This window comes from Pirellulales bacterium, from assembly GCA_036499395.1.
Lineage (GTDB): Bacteria > Planctomycetota > Planctomycetia > Pirellulales > JACPPG01 > JACPPG01.
In genome coordinates, this window is sequence record DASYDW010000043.1 from 1 (window position 1) to 16,897 (window position 16,897).

General features: G+C 62.2%; 11 protein-coding genes. 6 read left to right on the forward strand and 5 right to left on the reverse strand.

Annotated features, from left to right (window positions below):
• Both VGN12_07220 and VGN12_07225 read right to left on the reverse strand, forming a co-directional pair.
• Positions 1-2,598, reverse strand: a 2,598-nt coding sequence (locus tag VGN12_07220; protein HEY4309226.1) for a M56 family metallopeptidase, incomplete at its 3' end; no start/stop codon positions are given.
• Positions 2,598-3,005, reverse strand: a complete 408-nt coding sequence (locus tag VGN12_07225; protein HEY4309227.1) for a BlaI/MecI/CopY family transcriptional regulator — start codon at positions 3,003-3,005, stop codon at positions 2,598-2,600. The genes VGN12_07225 and VGN12_07220, both read right to left, overlap by 1 nt.
• 367 nt (positions 3,006-3,372) lie before the next feature.
• Here VGN12_07225 and VGN12_07230 point away from each other — a divergent pair, with 367 nt between their 5' ends.
• The gene (locus VGN12_07230) at positions 3,373-4,650 is read left to right on the forward strand and encodes an aminotransferase class I/II-fold pyridoxal phosphate-dependent enzyme (GenBank protein HEY4309228.1); all 1,278 of its coding nucleotides are present in this window, start codon (positions 3,373-3,375) and stop codon (positions 4,648-4,650) included.
• A 519-nt stretch (positions 4,651-5,169) separates the two neighbouring features.
• On the forward strand, positions 5,170-6,330 hold the full coding sequence (gene carA, locus VGN12_07235; GenBank protein HEY4309229.1) for a glutamine-hydrolyzing carbamoyl-phosphate synthase small subunit: 1,161 nt from the start codon (positions 5,170-5,172) through the stop codon (positions 6,328-6,330).
• A 42-nt stretch (positions 6,331-6,372) separates the two neighbouring features.
• On the opposite strand, the gene VGN12_07240 is transcribed toward carA, so the two are convergent.
• Together VGN12_07240 and VGN12_07245 are read right to left on the reverse strand one after the other, a co-directional pair.
• On the reverse strand, positions 6,373-6,759 hold the full coding sequence (locus VGN12_07240; protein HEY4309230.1) for a hypothetical protein: 387 nt from the start codon (positions 6,757-6,759) through the stop codon (positions 6,373-6,375).
• Positions 6,760-6,787: 28 nt separating this feature from the next.
• Positions 6,788-7,711: a hypothetical protein gene (locus tag VGN12_07245; GenBank protein HEY4309231.1), complete on the reverse strand. Its 924-nt coding sequence runs from the start codon at positions 7,709-7,711 to the stop codon at positions 6,788-6,790.
• A 529-nt stretch (positions 7,712-8,240) separates the two neighbouring features.
• On the opposite strand from VGN12_07245, the gene VGN12_07250 reads away from it, so the two are divergent.
• Positions 8,241-8,753, forward strand: a complete 513-nt coding sequence (locus tag VGN12_07250) for a hypothetical protein (GenBank protein ID HEY4309232.1) — start codon at positions 8,241-8,243, stop codon at positions 8,751-8,753.
• On the opposite strand, the gene VGN12_07255 is transcribed toward VGN12_07250, so the two are convergent.
• On the reverse strand, positions 8,750-10,585 hold the full coding sequence (locus VGN12_07255; protein HEY4309233.1) for a BBP7 family outer membrane beta-barrel protein: 1,836 nt from the start codon (positions 10,583-10,585) through the stop codon (positions 8,750-8,752). The genes VGN12_07250 and VGN12_07255 overlap by 4 nt on opposite strands.
• A 469-nt stretch (positions 10,586-11,054) precedes the next feature.
• Here VGN12_07255 and VGN12_07260 point away from each other — a divergent pair, with 469 nt between their 5' ends.
• From VGN12_07260 to VGN12_07270, 3 genes are all read left to right on the forward strand, one after another.
• Positions 11,055-13,868 (forward strand): DUF1553 domain-containing protein, encoded by a 2,814-nt coding sequence (locus tag VGN12_07260; GenBank protein ID HEY4309234.1) that lies wholly within the window; start codon positions 11,055-11,057, stop codon positions 13,866-13,868.
• Between the two features lie 8 nt (positions 13,869-13,876).
• The gene (locus VGN12_07265; GenBank protein ID HEY4309235.1) at positions 13,877-15,373 is read left to right on the forward strand and encodes a DUF1501 domain-containing protein; all 1,497 of its coding nucleotides are present in this window, start codon (positions 13,877-13,879) and stop codon (positions 15,371-15,373) included.
• Positions 15,374-15,616: 243 nt separating this feature from the next.
• Positions 15,617-16,687, forward strand: coding sequence for a PEP-CTERM sorting domain-containing protein (locus VGN12_07270; protein HEY4309236.1), 1,071 nt, complete (start codon positions 15,617-15,619; stop codon positions 16,685-16,687).
• The last annotated feature ends 210 nt before the right edge of the window (positions 16,688-16,897 follow it).

Here is a 16,897-nt window from a genome sequence, read left to right on the forward strand (position 1 = left end):
CGGACCGAATGTCTTTTTCAATTCCGCGATCAACGCATCGTTCGCCACGACTTGCGCATCGCCGAGCGGAGGGAGCCTTGGTGTCGCGTCGCGTACGCCGGCCACACCGTGCCGCGGCGGTCGGTTAACCCTCTGCGTCCCACGGGTCCAGATCGGCGGATTCACGTCGGACGAAAAGGGGAAATGCGCAATCGATAGATTCGGCAGCGCGTCGAGCGCCACCAGCCCGTCGTTCGTGATCGCTGTACGCGCGAACATCGCAATCTGCAAACTCGGCGACTTCAGCTTCGCCAACCCTGCATTCGTGACGCCGGAAAGGCGATTCGTCGGCTGACCCGCGCCTACTACGATCTGCCGCAGCTTGGAAAACTCGTTCAACGGGACGAAGATCGAATCGTCGATCCGTTCTCCCTGGGCTCGGATTTCGGTGATGTTCTGGCACGCGACTAAGTACTTCAGCCCATCGCCGGTAAACTTGGGACCATCGATCTCTAGTTCCCACAGGCCGGTCAGGTTTTTCAAGTGTGCCAGTCCGGCATCGGTCAGCACTTTGCTTTGGAGCGACAGCCGAAACAGTTGCGTAAGCTCGCCGACTGCGGCCAAGCTATCGTTGGTGATCAGCGGGCAGTCGCGCAGGCGCAGCCATTCTAAGCCTGCGGCCGCCTGCAAATGTCGCAGGCCGGCGCCGGTCAGCCGATCGCTTTGGAGCGTTAGCATCCTGAGGTTCGGCAGGCTCGCCACGGTCGACAATCCGTCGTCGGTAAAGCCGGCACCTTGCAGATCAACAGCAGTGAGTGACCGGCACCTGGCCAAACTTTGCAAACCGGTGTCTTTAATCCCGTCGGACGAAATTGCGAGCTGCGTCAGGCGCGGGCAACGCGCGATACCGGCCAATGCGACGTCGGTGATGCGTAGCCGGTTATTGTTGATGTTCACGGAAACAAGCGATGGGAACTCCGCCAGCGTCTGCAGGCCGGCATCCGAGACGCTCGTGCCGTTCAAACGCAGGGTGCCAAGCTTTGGTAGCTCGGCCAGGATCAAAAGCCCATCGTCCGCCAAACTCGGGGACGAGACCGATAGTTCTTCCAGGTTCGGTAATCGAGCGACGTGTTTTAGCGCCGCGGTCGTGAACGGAAATGACAAAGACAGATTTCGCAGCGAGTCCATCCGCCCGATCGACACCAGGCAATCTTCCGTGAGATCTTCGCCCCCCAGGCTCAATTCGTCGATGTTCCCCAGCTCGGCCAGCCGGGCCACATCCTCATTGCTCGCATGAAATCCGGTCGTGCCGACTTGAAAACCAAGAATTCCCTCGATGATGAGAAAATCGCGCGGGCGTAGCTCGTTAATGATCGCCGTTTGCGCCGGGGTCGCCTGAAAACGCTCGTACGGCGCGGCACGCAGCGCTGAGAACAGCACGACGCCCCCCACAGCAACAGCAAACGCTGCTAACCCGAGCGCCGCGCGCAACGTGACGCGCATCGCCCGCGGCTTATTCTCGACCAGCCGTGTCACACGTGTGGCCAGGTCATCGCGGGCGTCGTCCACCAGCGCCGTAGCGCCGCCGATGCGCAGTGGCGCGGCCGCGCTCCACTCAGCGATCAGCACCAGCACCTCGGCCAATCTCCGGCGCTCGCCGGGCGTAGCCGCGGCATAGTCGTCGCAGATTTGCTCGCGCTCCGAGGACAATCCCCGATTGACCGCGCGCACCAAAGGATTCCACCAGAAGGCGGCGCTCGTCAGACGTTCCACCAATGCCACGCGATGATCGCGCCGCACCACATGCGCCACTTCATGGGCGACGACCAGACGCAACTGCTCGTCATCCAGCCGCGTCGCCATATGGGCCGGTAATACGATCGTCGGCCGCCACAAACCGAAAGACAACGGCGCAGGCGCCGCGGCCGATTCGCGAATTTCCACGCGACGACGCACGCGTGCTTCGCCCAGGCAGGCGGCCAGAGTAGCCGCGATGCGAGGATCCGCGGGCGCTATGAGCGTGCGCTTCAGCCGGCGCAGCACCCGCGTTCCCCAAGCCAATCGCACGAGGCCGACCAACGTTCCGATCCACCAGGCAAAGACAACCAGCCCCAGCAGCCGAGGAAGCAGCGGTTGATCGACGATCGTACGGCCGTCGGGCTGACGTTTTACCTGAAACTCTGTCAGCCGAGACATCCACGATGCGGCAGTCGGCGATTTGCTCTCCAATGCAGCCGGCGCGCCCACTTCCGGACGAGCCGCCGGCTGAGCCGCGGCTTCCGGCATTTTCGCGATCTGCGTTGCAGCTACCGGCTCAGGCGAAGGTTCAGCCGTGGTCGCACGGACGAAGCGCGGCGTAGCGCTGGCGATCTCGATCCAGGGCCGCTCGACGTGAAGCCGCCAGCCGTGGCCGAGCACCAGGGCGCCAAACAACAGCACCGGCGCGAGCGCCGTCGCATACAGCCCAGCCAGCAGCAACGCATGTTTCACCGGGGCCGAGCGTTTGCGCAGCAACCATCTCGCTAATAGCGCCGCACCACAGGCGCCGAGCGAGCCGAGCGCAACGCTTCCCCAATACAACTGCCAACCGGTTACAAGCGAAACCATCGACATCGACATCAGGAATTCTCCTTCGGTGCGTCACCTTTGCCTGACGGCGCGTCGAGCAGGCGCCGCAAATTCTCTAGCTCGGCCGCCGTCACGCGCTTGTTGCCCAGCAGGCTCATCACCAGGCTGCTGGCCGAGCCGCCGAAAAAGCCATCCACAAACTCGTGGGCCAACAGTTGGGCCGTCGCGTCGCGATCCATGGCGGCCGTGTATCGAAATCCGTCGTCCGCCTTGTGACGCTTCAGCCAGCGCCGCTTCTCCAGCCGGTCGACCAGGTTCAGGATCGTCGTTCGCGTCACCGCGCGGCGTGCCGAGATCGCGTCCCAGATCTCAGTCACCGTTGCTCCGGTCGCGAACGACCAGACGACCTCGAGGATTTCATGCTGAGTGGCAGTCAGTGCCGAGTCTGGTTTTTTCATCACCACGGAAACACCTTCGGGTTATCGCCCCGCTGACGACAGTCGTCGTCTGTCGTCATCATAAGCGAACGACAAGTGTCGTCAAGAAAATTCTGCCCGCCTAAATTCGCTGCAGGCCGCGGTGGCTCATTTGCCCGACGTAATGCTGCGAACCTATACGGCTGGCTCGGCACTCTTACCGGTCGAACGTGCAGGTCGTGCCTCGCACGCGTGTCCCGGTCCCCGGCGAGCGATTCGGGGCGATTTCCGACCGATATAACGACGACGCGGCCCATTCCGCCCGTTTTCCAGTCGTTACGAAAGTTGTATCCTTGAAGAATGCAGCCCGCACGCTGCGCCGCCCCCAATCTTTGCCCGGGTTTCCCCGATGAACGATCCCTCTGCGTCGCATCCTGCGGACGACAACTTTTCCCCTTTCAAGGTCAGGCTGGCCGAACGGATGAGCCGTTTGCCCCCCTACCTGTTTGGACGGATTAACGCGCTGTTGTACAAGAAGCGCCGCGCCGGCGACGACGTGATCGACCTGGGCATGGGTAACCCGACTGACCCGCCGCAGGACCTGGTGATCGAGAAGCTGGTCGAAGCGGCCCGCGATCCCACGGCCCACGGCTACAGTCAATCGCTCGGCATCGCCAATCTGCGCCGTGAAGTGGCCAGCAAATATTTGAAGCGCTGGGGCGTACGGCTTGATCCCGAAAGCGAGATCATCGTCTGCCTTGGCTCGAAAGAAGGCTTCAGTCACATGTGTCTGGCCCTGATGGGGCCCGGTGATACGGCCATCGTTCCCGCGCCGACATTTCCCGCCCATGCCCACGCGGTGACGCTGGCGTCCGGAAACGTCATTACGCTCGAGGTGGCCGATTGCGAGAAGTTCCTTTCGAACGTGGCCTACACCTGCCAGCATCTGCATCCTTCGCCGAAGCTGTTGATCATCAACTACCCGCACAATCCGTCGAGCGTTACGGTTGAGCCGGAATTCTTCGTTGACGTGGTGAAGCTGGCGCGCCGTTACGGCTTTATGGTGATCAGTGACGCGGCTTACGTCGACGTGGCGTTCGATGGATATCGCCCGCCAAGCTTTCTGGCCGCGCCCGGAGCGGTGGACGTCGGTGTCGAGTTCACCACGATGAGCAAGGGATACAACATGGCCGGCTGGCGCGTCGGATTCTGCGCCGGCAATCCGGAAATGGTGCGGGCCCTGGGCACAATCAAGGCTTACTACGATTACGGCATGTTCCAGGCCATCCAGGTCGCCGCGATCGTGGCGCTGCGTCATACCGAGGCCGCGGTCGAATCGCAGGCAGCGATCTATCAGCACCGCCGCGACGTGCTAGTCGAGGGGCTGCGCCGCATCGGTTGGGACATCACGCCCCCGCGGGCCGGCATGTTCGTGTGGGCCCAGATTCCCGACGTCTGGCGGCAGCGGATGGATACGCTCAGCTTTGCCATGAAGCTGCTCGAAGAGGGGGACGTCGCCGTCAGCCCTGGCTCAGGCTTTGGCCCGGCCGGCGAAGGCTACTTGCGCATGGCACTGGTCGAGAACGAAAGCCGGCTCCGCCAGGCGGTACGGCAAATCGGCCGCTGCCTGGGACAAGAAGCACGCGAAGCCAAGACCGAACGCGCAGCCCGCCCCGTCTCAGGCTAGCGAAATCACATTTATCCGCAGATTTTCGCAGATTAAGCAAACTGGGATTTCGCGCAAACCACCGGCCCGCACGAGCCTGTGCAGACGACTCGCATCGCCCCCGTCTTGAATCTGCGTCCCTCTGCGCAATCTGCGGACCATCCCCTGGGAGCAATCCGCGGTGCTACGCGCCGAGGGCTTCCGGGCCTATAATCTTTCCCGGAATCACCACACGCGACAGGCAGGGTATCGGTGCGCTCGGAAGTTACCCACGAGCGCAAAAACAGAGGGCCCTTGCTCGCCGGGGCAAGGACCCTCATATAGGCTGTCCAGGGCGAGCCACATTTGGCGACGCTCCGGAGACCCACAGCCACTAGGAGGGTATCGGGATGTCCCCTAGCGCGACTTTAATCGCGCTAGAAAGCGCGGTGCGATATGACCAAATAGCGCCGCGAGGATCAGTCCGATCGCTCACACAACTCGGCAAAATTGATTCGACGGAACTTCGAAAAAAATTCTCAAGCGGAACGAACGCCTCGCATGAGCACTCCTCCGATCGCGAAGCTGGCCCTGGAAGATGGCACGGTCTACACCGGTACTTCGTTCGGCGCGACCGGCGAAGTCGACGGTGAAGTCTGCTTCAACACGTCGATGTCCGGCTATCAGGAAATCGTTACCGACCCCAGCTATCGCGGTCAGATCGTGACGATGACCTATCCCGAGATCGGCAACTATGGCGTCAACGCCGAGGATGTCGAAAGCGGCCGCCCGCATCTGTCCGGGTTCGTCGTGCGGCAGCTCAGCCGGCGAACGAGTAATTTTCGCTCCAATGGTGGGCTGCACGAATATTTAGCCGCAGCCGGCGTGTTAGGACTGGCCGGCATCGATACGCGGGCCCTGGTGCGACATATTCGCAGCCGTGGCGCCATGAAGGGTGTCCTGTCGACTACGGATCTCGATGATGCCAGCCTGGTCGCCAAGGCCAAGGCCAGCCGTGGACTGGTCGGACGCGATCTGGTGCGCGAGGTCGTTCCGACCGAGCCGAGGACCTGGACCGAGTCGCTCAGCCGGTGGACAAGACTAGCGGATGACGGTGATGCGCCTTCCCAGCAGCCCATGCTCGGCGACACGAGTCCACACATTGTGGCGATCGACTACGGCATGAAATGGAATATCGCCCGGCATCTGTTCGATCAGGGATGCCGCGTGACGATCCTGCCGGGCACGTTTTCCAGTGCCCAAGTGCTCGAACACAAGCCCGACGGCGTGTTCCTTTCCAATGGCCCGGGTGATCCGGAACCGCTCGAATACGCTGCGCAAACCATTCGTGGGCTGCTCGGCCAGGTGCCGGTTTTCGGCATCTGCCTAGGGCATCAACTGCTGTCACTGGCTTGCGGCGCCAAGACATTCAAGCTCAAGTTCGGCCATCGCGGCGCGAACCAGCCAGTGTTAAACCTCGAAACGGGCGCCGTCGAAATCACGGCCCAGAATCACGGCTTTGCCGTCGACGAGGAATCGTTGCCCTCGGCGCTCGAGATCACGCACCGCAACTTGAACGACAACACGATCGAAGGCGTGAAGCATCGCGAGCTGCCGGCTTTCAGTGTGCAGTACCACCCCGAGGCTTCCTCAGGGCCGCACGATAGCGCCTACTTGTTCCGCCGCTTTCGCGACATGCTGTCACTCGTCGAACAGAAGTAACCTTGTGTTGTTACTCGTTGAAACAACAGCAATGTCGTGTTGTTACTCGTCGAACAACAGTGACATGACGTCGATCACGGCCAGCGCCGCCGTCGGATTGCGCAGCTCGGCACCGGCGAGAGATTCACGCCACACACGCAGCGCGTAGCGCACGTATTGATCGCGTGATTCGTCCACCAGCCGCGTGCCTAGCTTGGCCTTGATCTCGGGCCATAGCTGCCGAAGCCCATCGAGCGCTTCGGCACGGCCGGCAATCGCCTCGAACACCGCGTCGTCGAGCTGACCGAGTTGTTCGGCCGGGTCGCTGCCCGTCGCGCTTTTGCCGATCGACAGGACCTCGTCCGATCGGCGCCGCGCAGGCGCTTGCGACGCATTGGGAACGGCTGCGGGCAACGGAAACGCCGGTGGATCTTGACGTGAAGCGACCATTGCCGTGTGTTACGTCCTCTGAATCGTTTTACTTACTGGGTGTTGATCGGGCGGCGTGCGCGGAAAGCTCGCCTTGTATCGCCTGGCAGTCGTTTAAGATCTTTCCCAGGACACGCTCTTCACCAGCGTTGGTTCGCGCGGCGGCTCCGTTCACACGGTGATCCGGCGACTTGGCGTTCCCCTTCGATAGTCCGCGACGCAACTCTTGCAACTCGCCCCACCATCCGGCGCCTCCGTCGCTGGCGGGCGCCGGTTTTACGTCAGTGCCCGAGGGCGCAGGTGCCGCAACGATCGCAGGTTCGACGGGTGCGGGCTCAATCGATTGCGCGACCGGCGATTGCGCCGGGGCCGGCTCGGACTTGGCTGCCTCTGGTTCCGGAGTCGTAATCGGCGCAGGCTCTACTTCGACAGGTGCCGGACGTGTCGCGGCGGCAAGGATCAATGCCGCGCTCTCTTCGGCGAAACGCTGCCGCTCGCGCGATAGCTCTTCGCTGGCCGCTTGCAGATCCGAGCGGGCTTGTGCCAACTCGGCGGTTGCCGACTGTGCCAACGCATGAAATTGCGCCTCCGCGTGTGCCTGATTCGCGGCCAGCACTTCGCCAAGCCTGGTCCGCTCGGATTGCAGCTCGGCGATCACTTTCGTCAGTGGCTGACCATGATCCGCAGGCGCCGGCGCCTCGGCTTCGAGTTGGGAGTTCGCCAGCCATTTCTTCGCCGCGCTTTCGGCGGCCGCGCTGGCTGCGTCCAAGCGCTGTTGCGCCTGCTGCAGACTGTCCAGTTGGCGGCGCAACTCGGCGCGATCAGACTCGAGCTTCTGCTCGCGATCGACAATCGTCGCCTGTAGCGATTCGAGATGATCGAGCTGTTGGCTGACGAACTGATCGAAATCGTCGCCGGCTTGGCGCAATTCGTCGACAAATCGCGTGACCTGGCCCCGGCTTTCGTCCATCATAATTTCGATCGTTCGCTATTGGTCTACGGATTGGGTCAATGCGCGAATAGCGGCTCGCCGAGAGCCTCGGGGAGCGGAACGGATCGAGTACGTGGGAATACGCGTGAATGGTCGGCGGCGCGCAGAGAGAACGGCGCCCGCCAGCGAAAACATAGGTCGACTTCGCAAGACAGGCAAACCGGCAATTGCAAAAATGACCGGTAATTTCTGCGTTGTTCGGTGCCATTCACAACGTGCCCCCGATGGCGCGTAACTTCCGGACTCGTCGGAAGATTCGTCCCCGTTTCACCCCATGGATGGATTTACCCCGGGTCGTTTTTTTCGCCGTACACCCTCTATCCGAGGGAGAAGGGGACTTGCCAGCCTCGCCTGATATGCGATGTTTACTCAGAAGTTCAATCCACTTGGGTCTCAGGCGCAACGCGAGCGCAGTGCCGCAAACGCCTGAAACTAACGCGAACGCGAGTGCTTTCGGCCAGTGCCGCAACGACACTCGTGGGCCACAGAAACGACGACAGGGAGGCACACAATGACCTTTGCCAAGAAATCACACACTTTGACGAAATCGGGGCACAGCCTGCCGGCCTGGTCCTTGCTGATCGCCGTCGCCATTATCGTCAGCCAAGGCTTGTTCGTCGCGAGCGCGAGTGCAGCCCTCTCGCGTCTGCGTGCGGCCAGCGCCGCCGCGGCTGCCGGTCCCAGCTGTGGCGCTCCGGCCTGTGCCGCTCAGACTTGTGCTACTCCGGTAAAGCCTTGCTGCCCCGAACCGTGCATCCGCTACATCGATCGCACCTGTGGCAAGACTTGCTGCGATAGCTGCAAGCCGGCGGTCAAGACCGTGCTCAAGGTCGTGAACCCTGTCACTTGCTGCCCGGTGGATGTACCGGTCTGCTTGCCGGCCTGCTGCGAAGGCTGCCCGGCTGTCGACAGCAAGTGCGGCCTGCTCAGCCGCGGCGTTGTGACCTACGACTGGTGCTGCGGTTACCGCGTCGTCGTCCGCTTCGATCGTTGCGGCGATGTGACGGTTGTGTACCGCGGCTAGAACGTGAAGTTCAAGCCAAAGTTCATACCTTGCAGCCAGTAGGTATTCTGCTGCCAGGTAAACGTGGGAGCGCTGAAGCTGCTGGATTGTGACAGGTCGACGTTGGTGTCGATCTGTCGCCCGGCCTGCACGACGTTGCTGATCCAGATCAGCGAATAGCCAAACGTCGCGCGCATGCGGGGCGTGATTTGGCAGCCCAGGTTGAGCGTCACTTCGGGAATGGCCGCGAAGACATTGCGGTCATACCGGCCAATGTTGCTCTGTTGCGCGAACAGGTCCCCTACGAAGTTGGCCGGCGTTTGCCCCGGCACAGTCGTGCTGCTGTAACCGTTGATCAGCACGGTTTGCCGCATGTTGCCCAACGAGACCTTGGCCACGGTGTTCAACGACCAGATGCCGCGGCGGCGCTCGGTCATGATGCCGATCTGGCCGCCGTTGAATTTGTTCGTGGCGCGAAATCCGTCGAAGCCGACCAGCGTCGTCCCCAGCGGCACCTGCGGATTGTTGGGATCGATCGACACCGAGTGATCGTCGATGCCCACCGAATCGTCCAGTTCCAAATAGCGCCAGCCGTAGATCAAGTCCACTCTTCGTCGTGGACCGGCGGCCAAGACTTGCCGCAGGTAAGTGTCCCCCGCGACAAAGCTATCGGTCGTGCGCACGCGGATTCCGCCCGAGAGTAAGCCCGACTGTGCGATGACAAATGCGTTGGGCGAGTTAGTCTGCGTATCGAAGTAGGGTCGGGCTAGGGTCGTCGTCCCGTCCGAAACGGCCGTAAAGTTGCTGGCCATATTCTGCAGGCCGATGAACGACGCCCCGATGCCGAACGTTTGCCTCGCGTTGAACCAGGTACCGATGTTCAATCGTCCGCCGGAGCGAATCCCGTTGTCGACGCGATCGTCGCCGAACAGGATCTTCACGTTCGGATCGTCGAGCGCCCCGCCTTGCGAACCCGTGGTCGCCAATGGCGGCAACGACGCCCCGCGACTCCACCACATCAGATATTCCATGTTCACCCACGAACCACATGGAATGCGCAGGTTCAACGGAGGTGGGCAGTAGTTGTCCCACATGCTGCCGCAGCCGGCTGACTCGGCGCACGACATACAACTGTCGGCGAATCCATCGTCGTCATAGGTCAGGCCGTATTCGCCGTAGTAAGGCTCGTTCGTTGGACCTTGGTCCGGTTCCGGTGTCGGTACGAACTCGCCGCGCGGTGCCATCTCGCGTGTCGGAACTTGCTCGCGCGGCGCTGGGGTCCGGCGCGGCGGCGCGCCAGGATCAACAAACGGCAAGTTGTTGTTCGCACCTTCCCGGCCGGGCATCGCCTCGTCAGGTTGCTTGTCCGAGGGGGGCACGGTGAACAGATCGTCCCCCGGCCGTGCCGCAGGTTCCTGAGCGGCGGGTTCAGCACCTGGCGGCGCAGCGTCGGGCGCCAGTTCCGGGGGCGCTTCGGCCGGCATCTCGGCAGGTTGCTCAGCCGGTTGATCGGTCGGTTCCGGATCGGAGAAAGGATCGGACGGCTTGTCGTTACCTTCGGCGGGCGTCTCGACGGGTTCTTTTTGGGCGAATCGATCCCGCGTGTAGGTCGGCTGATCGTACGCCATCATTTCCATGCGCGCGCCCGGCTTGCGTTGTCCTGCAGCGGCAGGCTGCGGATCGTTGAACGCCGCGGGACGAATCTGATTGGGCGCGGCCCTTTGCCGCCGCTGGGCAGAAGCTACGAGCGCGCTATGCACGTACGGCCGCGCCGTGTCCGGCGTCGGCTCTGCTGCCACGCACACACCGGCGACGAGCATCGTCGCCAGGCTCGTTAGGTGCCGTAGGTTCATTCCCCCGCGATCCTTAAAAAAATCGCATGTCCCGAATCAGGCCACGAAGGCGAAAGCCCGGGGCCTCGCCGTATTCGTCATGCGGCACAATCGCGCGAAACTTTGCGGATTACATCTGCTGTATCGGTTGTAGTGGTCGTAAGGCTCTAGTCCGGGTGCCGGAAATCGGCCGAAAGGGTGCCAGCAATCTTGGATGTCGCGAGCCCCGATCCCGAGCCACGCCAGCGACGTTAAGTGGTTGCCAGGCCGCGGCCTCGGATGCTATCGACCCCGTCGGACAGGGCCTGATTTTCGTGACTTACGCAGTTTCTTCTGCTAAAACGGCAGGGGCGTGCGTCCCGCCGCGGCAGACCGATCGATACCGTGATTTCGGACCGTGCGCTCCCGCCTGAGATTCTGCTGACACCCCAAAGGCGACCCGCTGGCATTGCTGGCGCGGTCGCCCCCCGCGATGGATCTGGTTGCCCCGATGCTGTTGCGCCTCCTCTTCAGTGCCGTTCTACTCCTGGCCGTTTGGCCCAGGGCTGGGCAAGCGTACGAGGACCAACCGACTGTCGACTACACGCGCGACGTGAAACCCCTTTTCGTGCGGCATTGCCAGACCTGCCATGGCGCCCTGCGGCAAGAAGCCGGATTGCGTCTCGATACTGGCGACATGATTCGCCGCGGCGCGGACGCCGGCGCCATCGTCGTTCCAGGCAAGAGCGCAGAAAGCCTGCTGCTCGCAGCGGTAACCCGCACCGAAGGGCGCATGCCGGCCGAAGGCGAAGCCCTTTCCGACGCAGAAGTCTCTCTACTGCGGCGCTGGATCGACGCCGGCGCCGACGCGCCTGTCGGCGAACCTCTCCCCCCAGATCCGCGCAAGCATTGGGCCTTTCAAGCGCCGGTCCGCCCCGATCTGCCTGCGACCGGTCCGGCAGCCACGATCGCGAATCCGATCGACGCTTTTTTGACGCAAGCGCGCGAGGGTAAGGGACTTTCGCCAAGCCCCTCGGCCGACAAGGGAACACTCTTGCGGCGCGTCTACTTGGACCTGATCGGCCTGCCGCCAACGCGGGCCGAGCTGCGCGCCTTTCTCACCGACGACTCGCCCGACGCCTATGAGCGCGTGGTCGATCAATTGCTCGCCCGCCCGCAATACGGCGAGCGTTGGGCGCGCCACTGGATGGATATCTGGCGCTATGCCGACTGGGCCGGCTATGGCAAGGAAGTACGTGACAGCCAGCAGCACATCTGGCACTGGCGCGATTGGATCGTCGAATCGCTCAATACTGACCGTGGCTATGACCGCATGATTCTCGATATGTTGGCCGGCGATGAAGCCGCGCCCGACGATCCACAGACTTTGCGTGCCACCGGCTTTCTGGCCCGCAACTGGTTTCGCTTCAATCGCAACGTCTGGCTCGACAATACCGTCGAGCACACCGGCAAGGCATTCCTCGGCCTGACCTTCAACTGTGCGCGCTGCCACGATCACATGTACGATCCCATCGCACAGCAGGACTATTACCGGCTGCGCGCCATCTTCGAGCCGTACGAAGTCCGCATCGACCGCACACCCAGCCAGCCGAATATCGAGCTGGACGGTATCGCGCGCGTCTACGATGCCCACCATGATCGCAAGACGTTCCTGTTCGTGCGTGGGCAGGAAAGCCAGCCCAAGGAAGACGAGCCGCTCGCACCCGCGGTGCCGACGGTACTCGGCGGCGACTTCAAGATTCAACCAATACGCCTGGCGGCCAGCACCTTTAACCCGGGCCTGCGGCCGTATCTTCGCGACGAGCTGCGCAGCCAAGCGCGCACGGCGGTTGAGAAAGCAAAAGCCGCCGCCGCCGAAGCCTCGACGAAGCTCGCCGCAGCGCGCGAACAGTTGGCGAAATGCACGGCGCCGATCGACGTCGATGGCGCCATTGCCCTGACCAATCTCGGCACAGCCGTCGAAGCGCAGCGTGCAGCCGAGCAAGTTGTCGCCACCGAAACCGCAGCCGCAACGCATGCCAACAAACATCTGGCAACGGTCACCGCCGAGTTGGCCAGTCTCGACACCCGGATCGCGGCTGACAACGCCCGCTATGCAACACCTCCTGCTGCCGACACTGCACAACGCACGGCCGAGGCAATCGCGGCCACGAATCGGGCCACGATCTGCGCCGCCGAAGAAGCCGTGATGACCGCCGAGGCAGCTTTGCAAGCCGCTCCGCCCGCGGACACCCCCGACGACAAGGCCAAACAAGAGCGCAAGAAGGCCGAAGACGCCCTGGCCGCCGCGAAGCAAAAACTGGAAACAGCTCGCACCGAAGCCGAAAAACGCACTGACTATCCACCGCTCGACAAACTTTATCCCGCCACCAGCACCGGGCGTCGCCTGGCACTCGCGCGGTGGATCGCCGAGCGCAATAATCCGCTAACGGCGCGAGTCGCAATCAATCACATCTGGCTGCGCCATTTCGGCGAGCCGCTTGTCGCGACGGTCTTCAATTTTGGTGTGAGTGGCGCACCGCCGGTGAATCAACAAGTGCTCGATTGGCTGGCCGTAGAACTCATGGAACGGGACTGGAGTATGAAGGCCATCCATCGATTGATGGTTACCTCGCAGGCGTATCGCATGACCTCGTCGAGCGCTCCGCAGGACCCACGCCGTGCGATCGATCCCGATAACCGTCTGCTGTGGCGCACCAATCTACGACGCATGGAGGCCGAAACCGTCCGCGACAGCGTATTGTGCGTCGCAGGGCAACTCGACACGACCATCGGCGGCCCCGATCTAGAGCACACCCAGGGTTTGTCCGTGCCGCGGCGCAGCTTGTATTTCCAGCATGCGAACGAAAAGCAGATGACCTTCCTCAAGCTGTTCGACGTGGCCAGCGTCAGCGAATGTTACCGCCGCAGCGAAAGCGTCGTGCCACAGCAGGCCTTGGCGCTCGCCAATAGTCCGATCGCGCTCGAACAATCGCGGCGGCTTGCCGGCACGCTCTGGCAAGAAGTTGCCACGCAGCCTGAATCGGCATCACAGCCGGATGCCAATGCGCAAGCTGCCATCGAACGTTTCATTGGCGCAGCCTTCGAGCAGATCCTTGCCCGTTCACCGACTGAACAAGAACGAACCATTTCGGCGCAGTTCCTCACGACGCAAGCCGCGCGATTGGCCAACGCGTCGCAGCTTACGGCGTTCGTCGGCGGCGAGGCCGCGGCCGTGAAACCCGCCACCGATCCGGCGATGCGAGCCCGCGAAGATTTTGTCCACGTGTTATTGAACCACAACGATTTCGTCACGATCCGCTGAGGTAGCCCATGGCCATGAAACAATCGCTCGACAATGGCTGCCGAGGACTTCACCGCCGCACGTTCCTGGCCGACGTCGGCATGGGCTTCACCGGGCTCGCCCTGGGGGCGATGCTCGCGCGCGATCCGCTGGCCCGCGCCGCCGAGGCAACAGCAGCTAGCCCGGCAATTCCAAACGGTCTGCCCCACTTCCCGCCGCGCGTCAAAAACGTGATCTGGCTATTCATGATCGGCGGCACCAGCCACATGGAAAGCTTCGATCCGAAGCCGGCGCTGACGCAATACGCCGGCAAGACCGTTGCCGAGACTCCTTTCCCGGATCCGGTCGAATCGCCGCTGACGAAAAAGAACTTGCGCGAGATCGTCCCCGGTCTGCATCATCCTCACCCACAGATTTTTCCGCTCCAAGTCGGCTATCAGAAGCGCGGGCAAAGCGGCATCGAGATCAGCGATTGGTGGCCGCACCTGGGTGATTGCGTCGACGATCTGGCGATCGTCCGCTCGATGTGGACCACCGACAACAATCACGGCGCGCAACTGCAATTCCACACCGGCCGGCATTCGCTCGAGGGGTTCTTCCCCACGATCGGCTCGTGGGTGCATTACGGACTGGGGTCGCTCAATGATGACTTGCCGCAATTCGTCGCTATGGGAACCCCCATCGCCGATTGCTGCGGCGGAGTCGGTGGGCATGGCGCCAGCTATCTAGGCCCTGAACACAATGCCGTGCAACTGGCGATCGATCCGAAAAATCCGCTGCCGTTCGCGGCGCCCGGGCCTGATGTATTCCGCGAAGAGCAAGCCGGCGAATTCGAATTGCTCGGCCGACTAAATCGTCTCGCCGCCGTCGAATACCCCGACGATGCCGGGCTGCGAGCCAGGATCAAATCGTACGAATTGGCGTTTCGCATGCAGATGGCCGTGCCGGACGTCGTGCGCTTCGAGGATGAAACGCAACGAACACAAACGATGTACGGCCTGGATCAGAAAGAGACGGCGACCTTCGGGCAGCAATGTCTGGCCGCCCGTCGGCTGGTCGAGCGCGGCGTCCGCTTCGTGCAGATCTTTCACGGCAGTAACGGCGGCGCCGGCGAGTGGGATGCCCACGGTCAACTCAAAGTTGGTCACACCCGGCTCTGCAAACAAGTCGATCAGCCAATCGCGGGCCTGCTAAAGGACTTGAAGCAGCGCGGCCTGCTGGACGAGACGTTGGTCGTCTGGGGCACCGAGTTCGGCCGCACGCCCGGGGCGCAGAATTCCGACGGCCGCGACCATCATCCGTACGGCTTCTCGGTGTGGCTCGCCGGTGGCGGGATCAAGCGGGGCGTGGTCCACGGGGCCACGGACGAGTTGGGATTTCATGCGGTCGAAAACCGGCACTACGTCACGGACCTGCACGCCACGGTGCTGCAGCAATTGGGGCTGGACCCGCGCCGTCTCGAGGTGCCCGGTCGCAAGCGGCTCGAGATCGACTACGGCAGCCCGATCCGCGACATCATTTCCTAGCCGCCTGGCTATTTCTGGAATGCGATCGGCCGGCGGCGATCACGGGGAATCTGCCCGCCATCAGGGCACCAGCGCTGTAACATCGCGCTACCCGAAAATCCCAGAATTCCCATAGCCAGGCTCTACAATCGCGCGCCGTAGTTAGTATGCTAGGAACCAACTCCACCGGAGGGCTCGCCACGGGCGAAACCACCCGATTGCGGTCGTTCGGGACGCCAGTTTTTTTGACACGAGGAATCGCTAATGACCAAGATCCAATTCGTTGCCGCACTCTTTGCGGCTCTCGTTCTTTCGGAGGCGCATCGCGCGCATGCATTGCCTTTGACGTTTACTGACGTCAACGTCAACAGCACCACGCAAAGCCGCATCGCTATCGCCGCGACCGCCCAAATCAGCGGTACGCCCTTGACCGAAGGTCCGCAATTCGCCTCCGGAGGGCTTAACGGCAACGGAAGCGAATCGTCACTCTATGCCCAATCCGCGACGAACACCCCGAGCAACATGGCCACGAATCTTGGTCTGTACAGCATCGGCTTTCCTGGCGGCGGTGAATCGCAAGCATCGAATGCGACCGGACTTCTCGGCAATAACTTGGCCATCGCCCCCGGCGTCGGCGGCGCATCCGGTACCGCGCCCGCCGATTACGGTATGGTGTTCACCTCGGCGCAGAACGTGGTGATCCCGCCGATCGATATCAGCTCGCTGAATCTCGGCATCTCGACGTTGAACCTGGGCACGCTGACCGGCATCAATCTGAATGTCGCGATTCGCAATTTCGCCGTCGACCTGACAAGCCCGATCCTGCCGACCACAGGCAATGGCACGTATCCGCAGCACTTCGATTCGACGAAGGTCACGGTTGCCGTTTCCGGCACGACCGACATGTCGCTGACGGCCACCTTAAAGCAAGACAACATCACCGACTTCATCGCGACCGGCGCGGCGCTCGTGGCGTTGCAACAATCGCTGGCCGGCCAAGGAATTACGATCACCGACACCGCGAATATTCTCGGCCTGAGTTACCAGGTCGGATTCGGTTTCACGTCGCAATTGCCGGCGACCAACGCCCTGAACGGCGACGCCAGCCAGGGCACGATCGACCACGTCGGCTCGAACCTGCGTCTGACGATGCCGATCAAGTTCGACATCACGCCGTCAACCTTGCCGGCGCCGCTGAACACACTGCTGACCGCCGACTTCACGATGACCGGACAATTGATCGGCCAGGTACCATTCCAAGCCGTCCCCGAACCATCATCAATCGCTCTAGCCGCCCTCGGCCTGGCAGGTCTGACCCGACAACGAATTCGATAATCGTTCGCACCACAGAGGATGTATGTGGGCAGACGGCAGTGAATAGGGGCAAACACCAGCCCGAAGCGCCAGCGAGGGGCTTCGTCAATGACGAATGCCTAATCTTCAAATGTCTAAAGAAAACACAATGACGAATGTCGAATGACGCCGAGTATCACCAACGCGGCAAAGCGATCGGCACACCCTTTCCGTCATTCTGTCATTCAGATT

Excerpts from the sequence above, each read along its gene's own strand:
- carA (HEY4309229.1), top strand. The coding sequence starts at position 5,170 with ATGAGCACTCCTCCGATCGCGAAGCTGGCCCTGGAAGATGGCACGGTC.
- VGN12_07230 (HEY4309228.1), top strand. The coding sequence starts at position 3,373 with ATGAACGATCCCTCTGCGTCGCATCCTGCGGACGACAACTTTTCCCCT.
- VGN12_07250 (HEY4309232.1), top strand. The coding sequence starts at position 8,241 with ATGACCTTTGCCAAGAAATCACACACTTTGACGAAATCGGGGCACAGC.
- VGN12_07260 (HEY4309234.1), top strand. The coding sequence starts at position 11,055 with ATGCTGTTGCGCCTCCTCTTCAGTGCCGTTCTACTCCTGGCCGTTTGG.
- VGN12_07270 (HEY4309236.1), top strand. The coding sequence starts at position 15,617 with ATGACCAAGATCCAATTCGTTGCCGCACTCTTTGCGGCTCTCGTTCTT.
- VGN12_07265 (HEY4309235.1), top strand. The coding sequence starts at position 13,877 with ATGGCCATGAAACAATCGCTCGACAATGGCTGCCGAGGACTTCACCGC.
- VGN12_07240 (HEY4309230.1), bottom strand. The coding sequence starts at position 6,759 with ATGGTCGCTTCACGTCAAGATCCACCGGCGTTTCCGTTGCCCGCAGCC.
- VGN12_07225 (HEY4309227.1), bottom strand. The coding sequence starts at position 3,005 with ATGAAAAAACCAGACTCGGCACTGACTGCCACTCAGCATGAAATCCTC.
- VGN12_07255 (HEY4309233.1), bottom strand. The coding sequence starts at position 10,585 with ATGAACCTACGGCACCTAACGAGCCTGGCGACGATGCTCGTCGCCGGT.
- VGN12_07245 (HEY4309231.1), bottom strand. The coding sequence starts at position 7,711 with ATGATGGACGAAAGCCGGGGCCAGGTCACGCGATTTGTCGACGAATTG.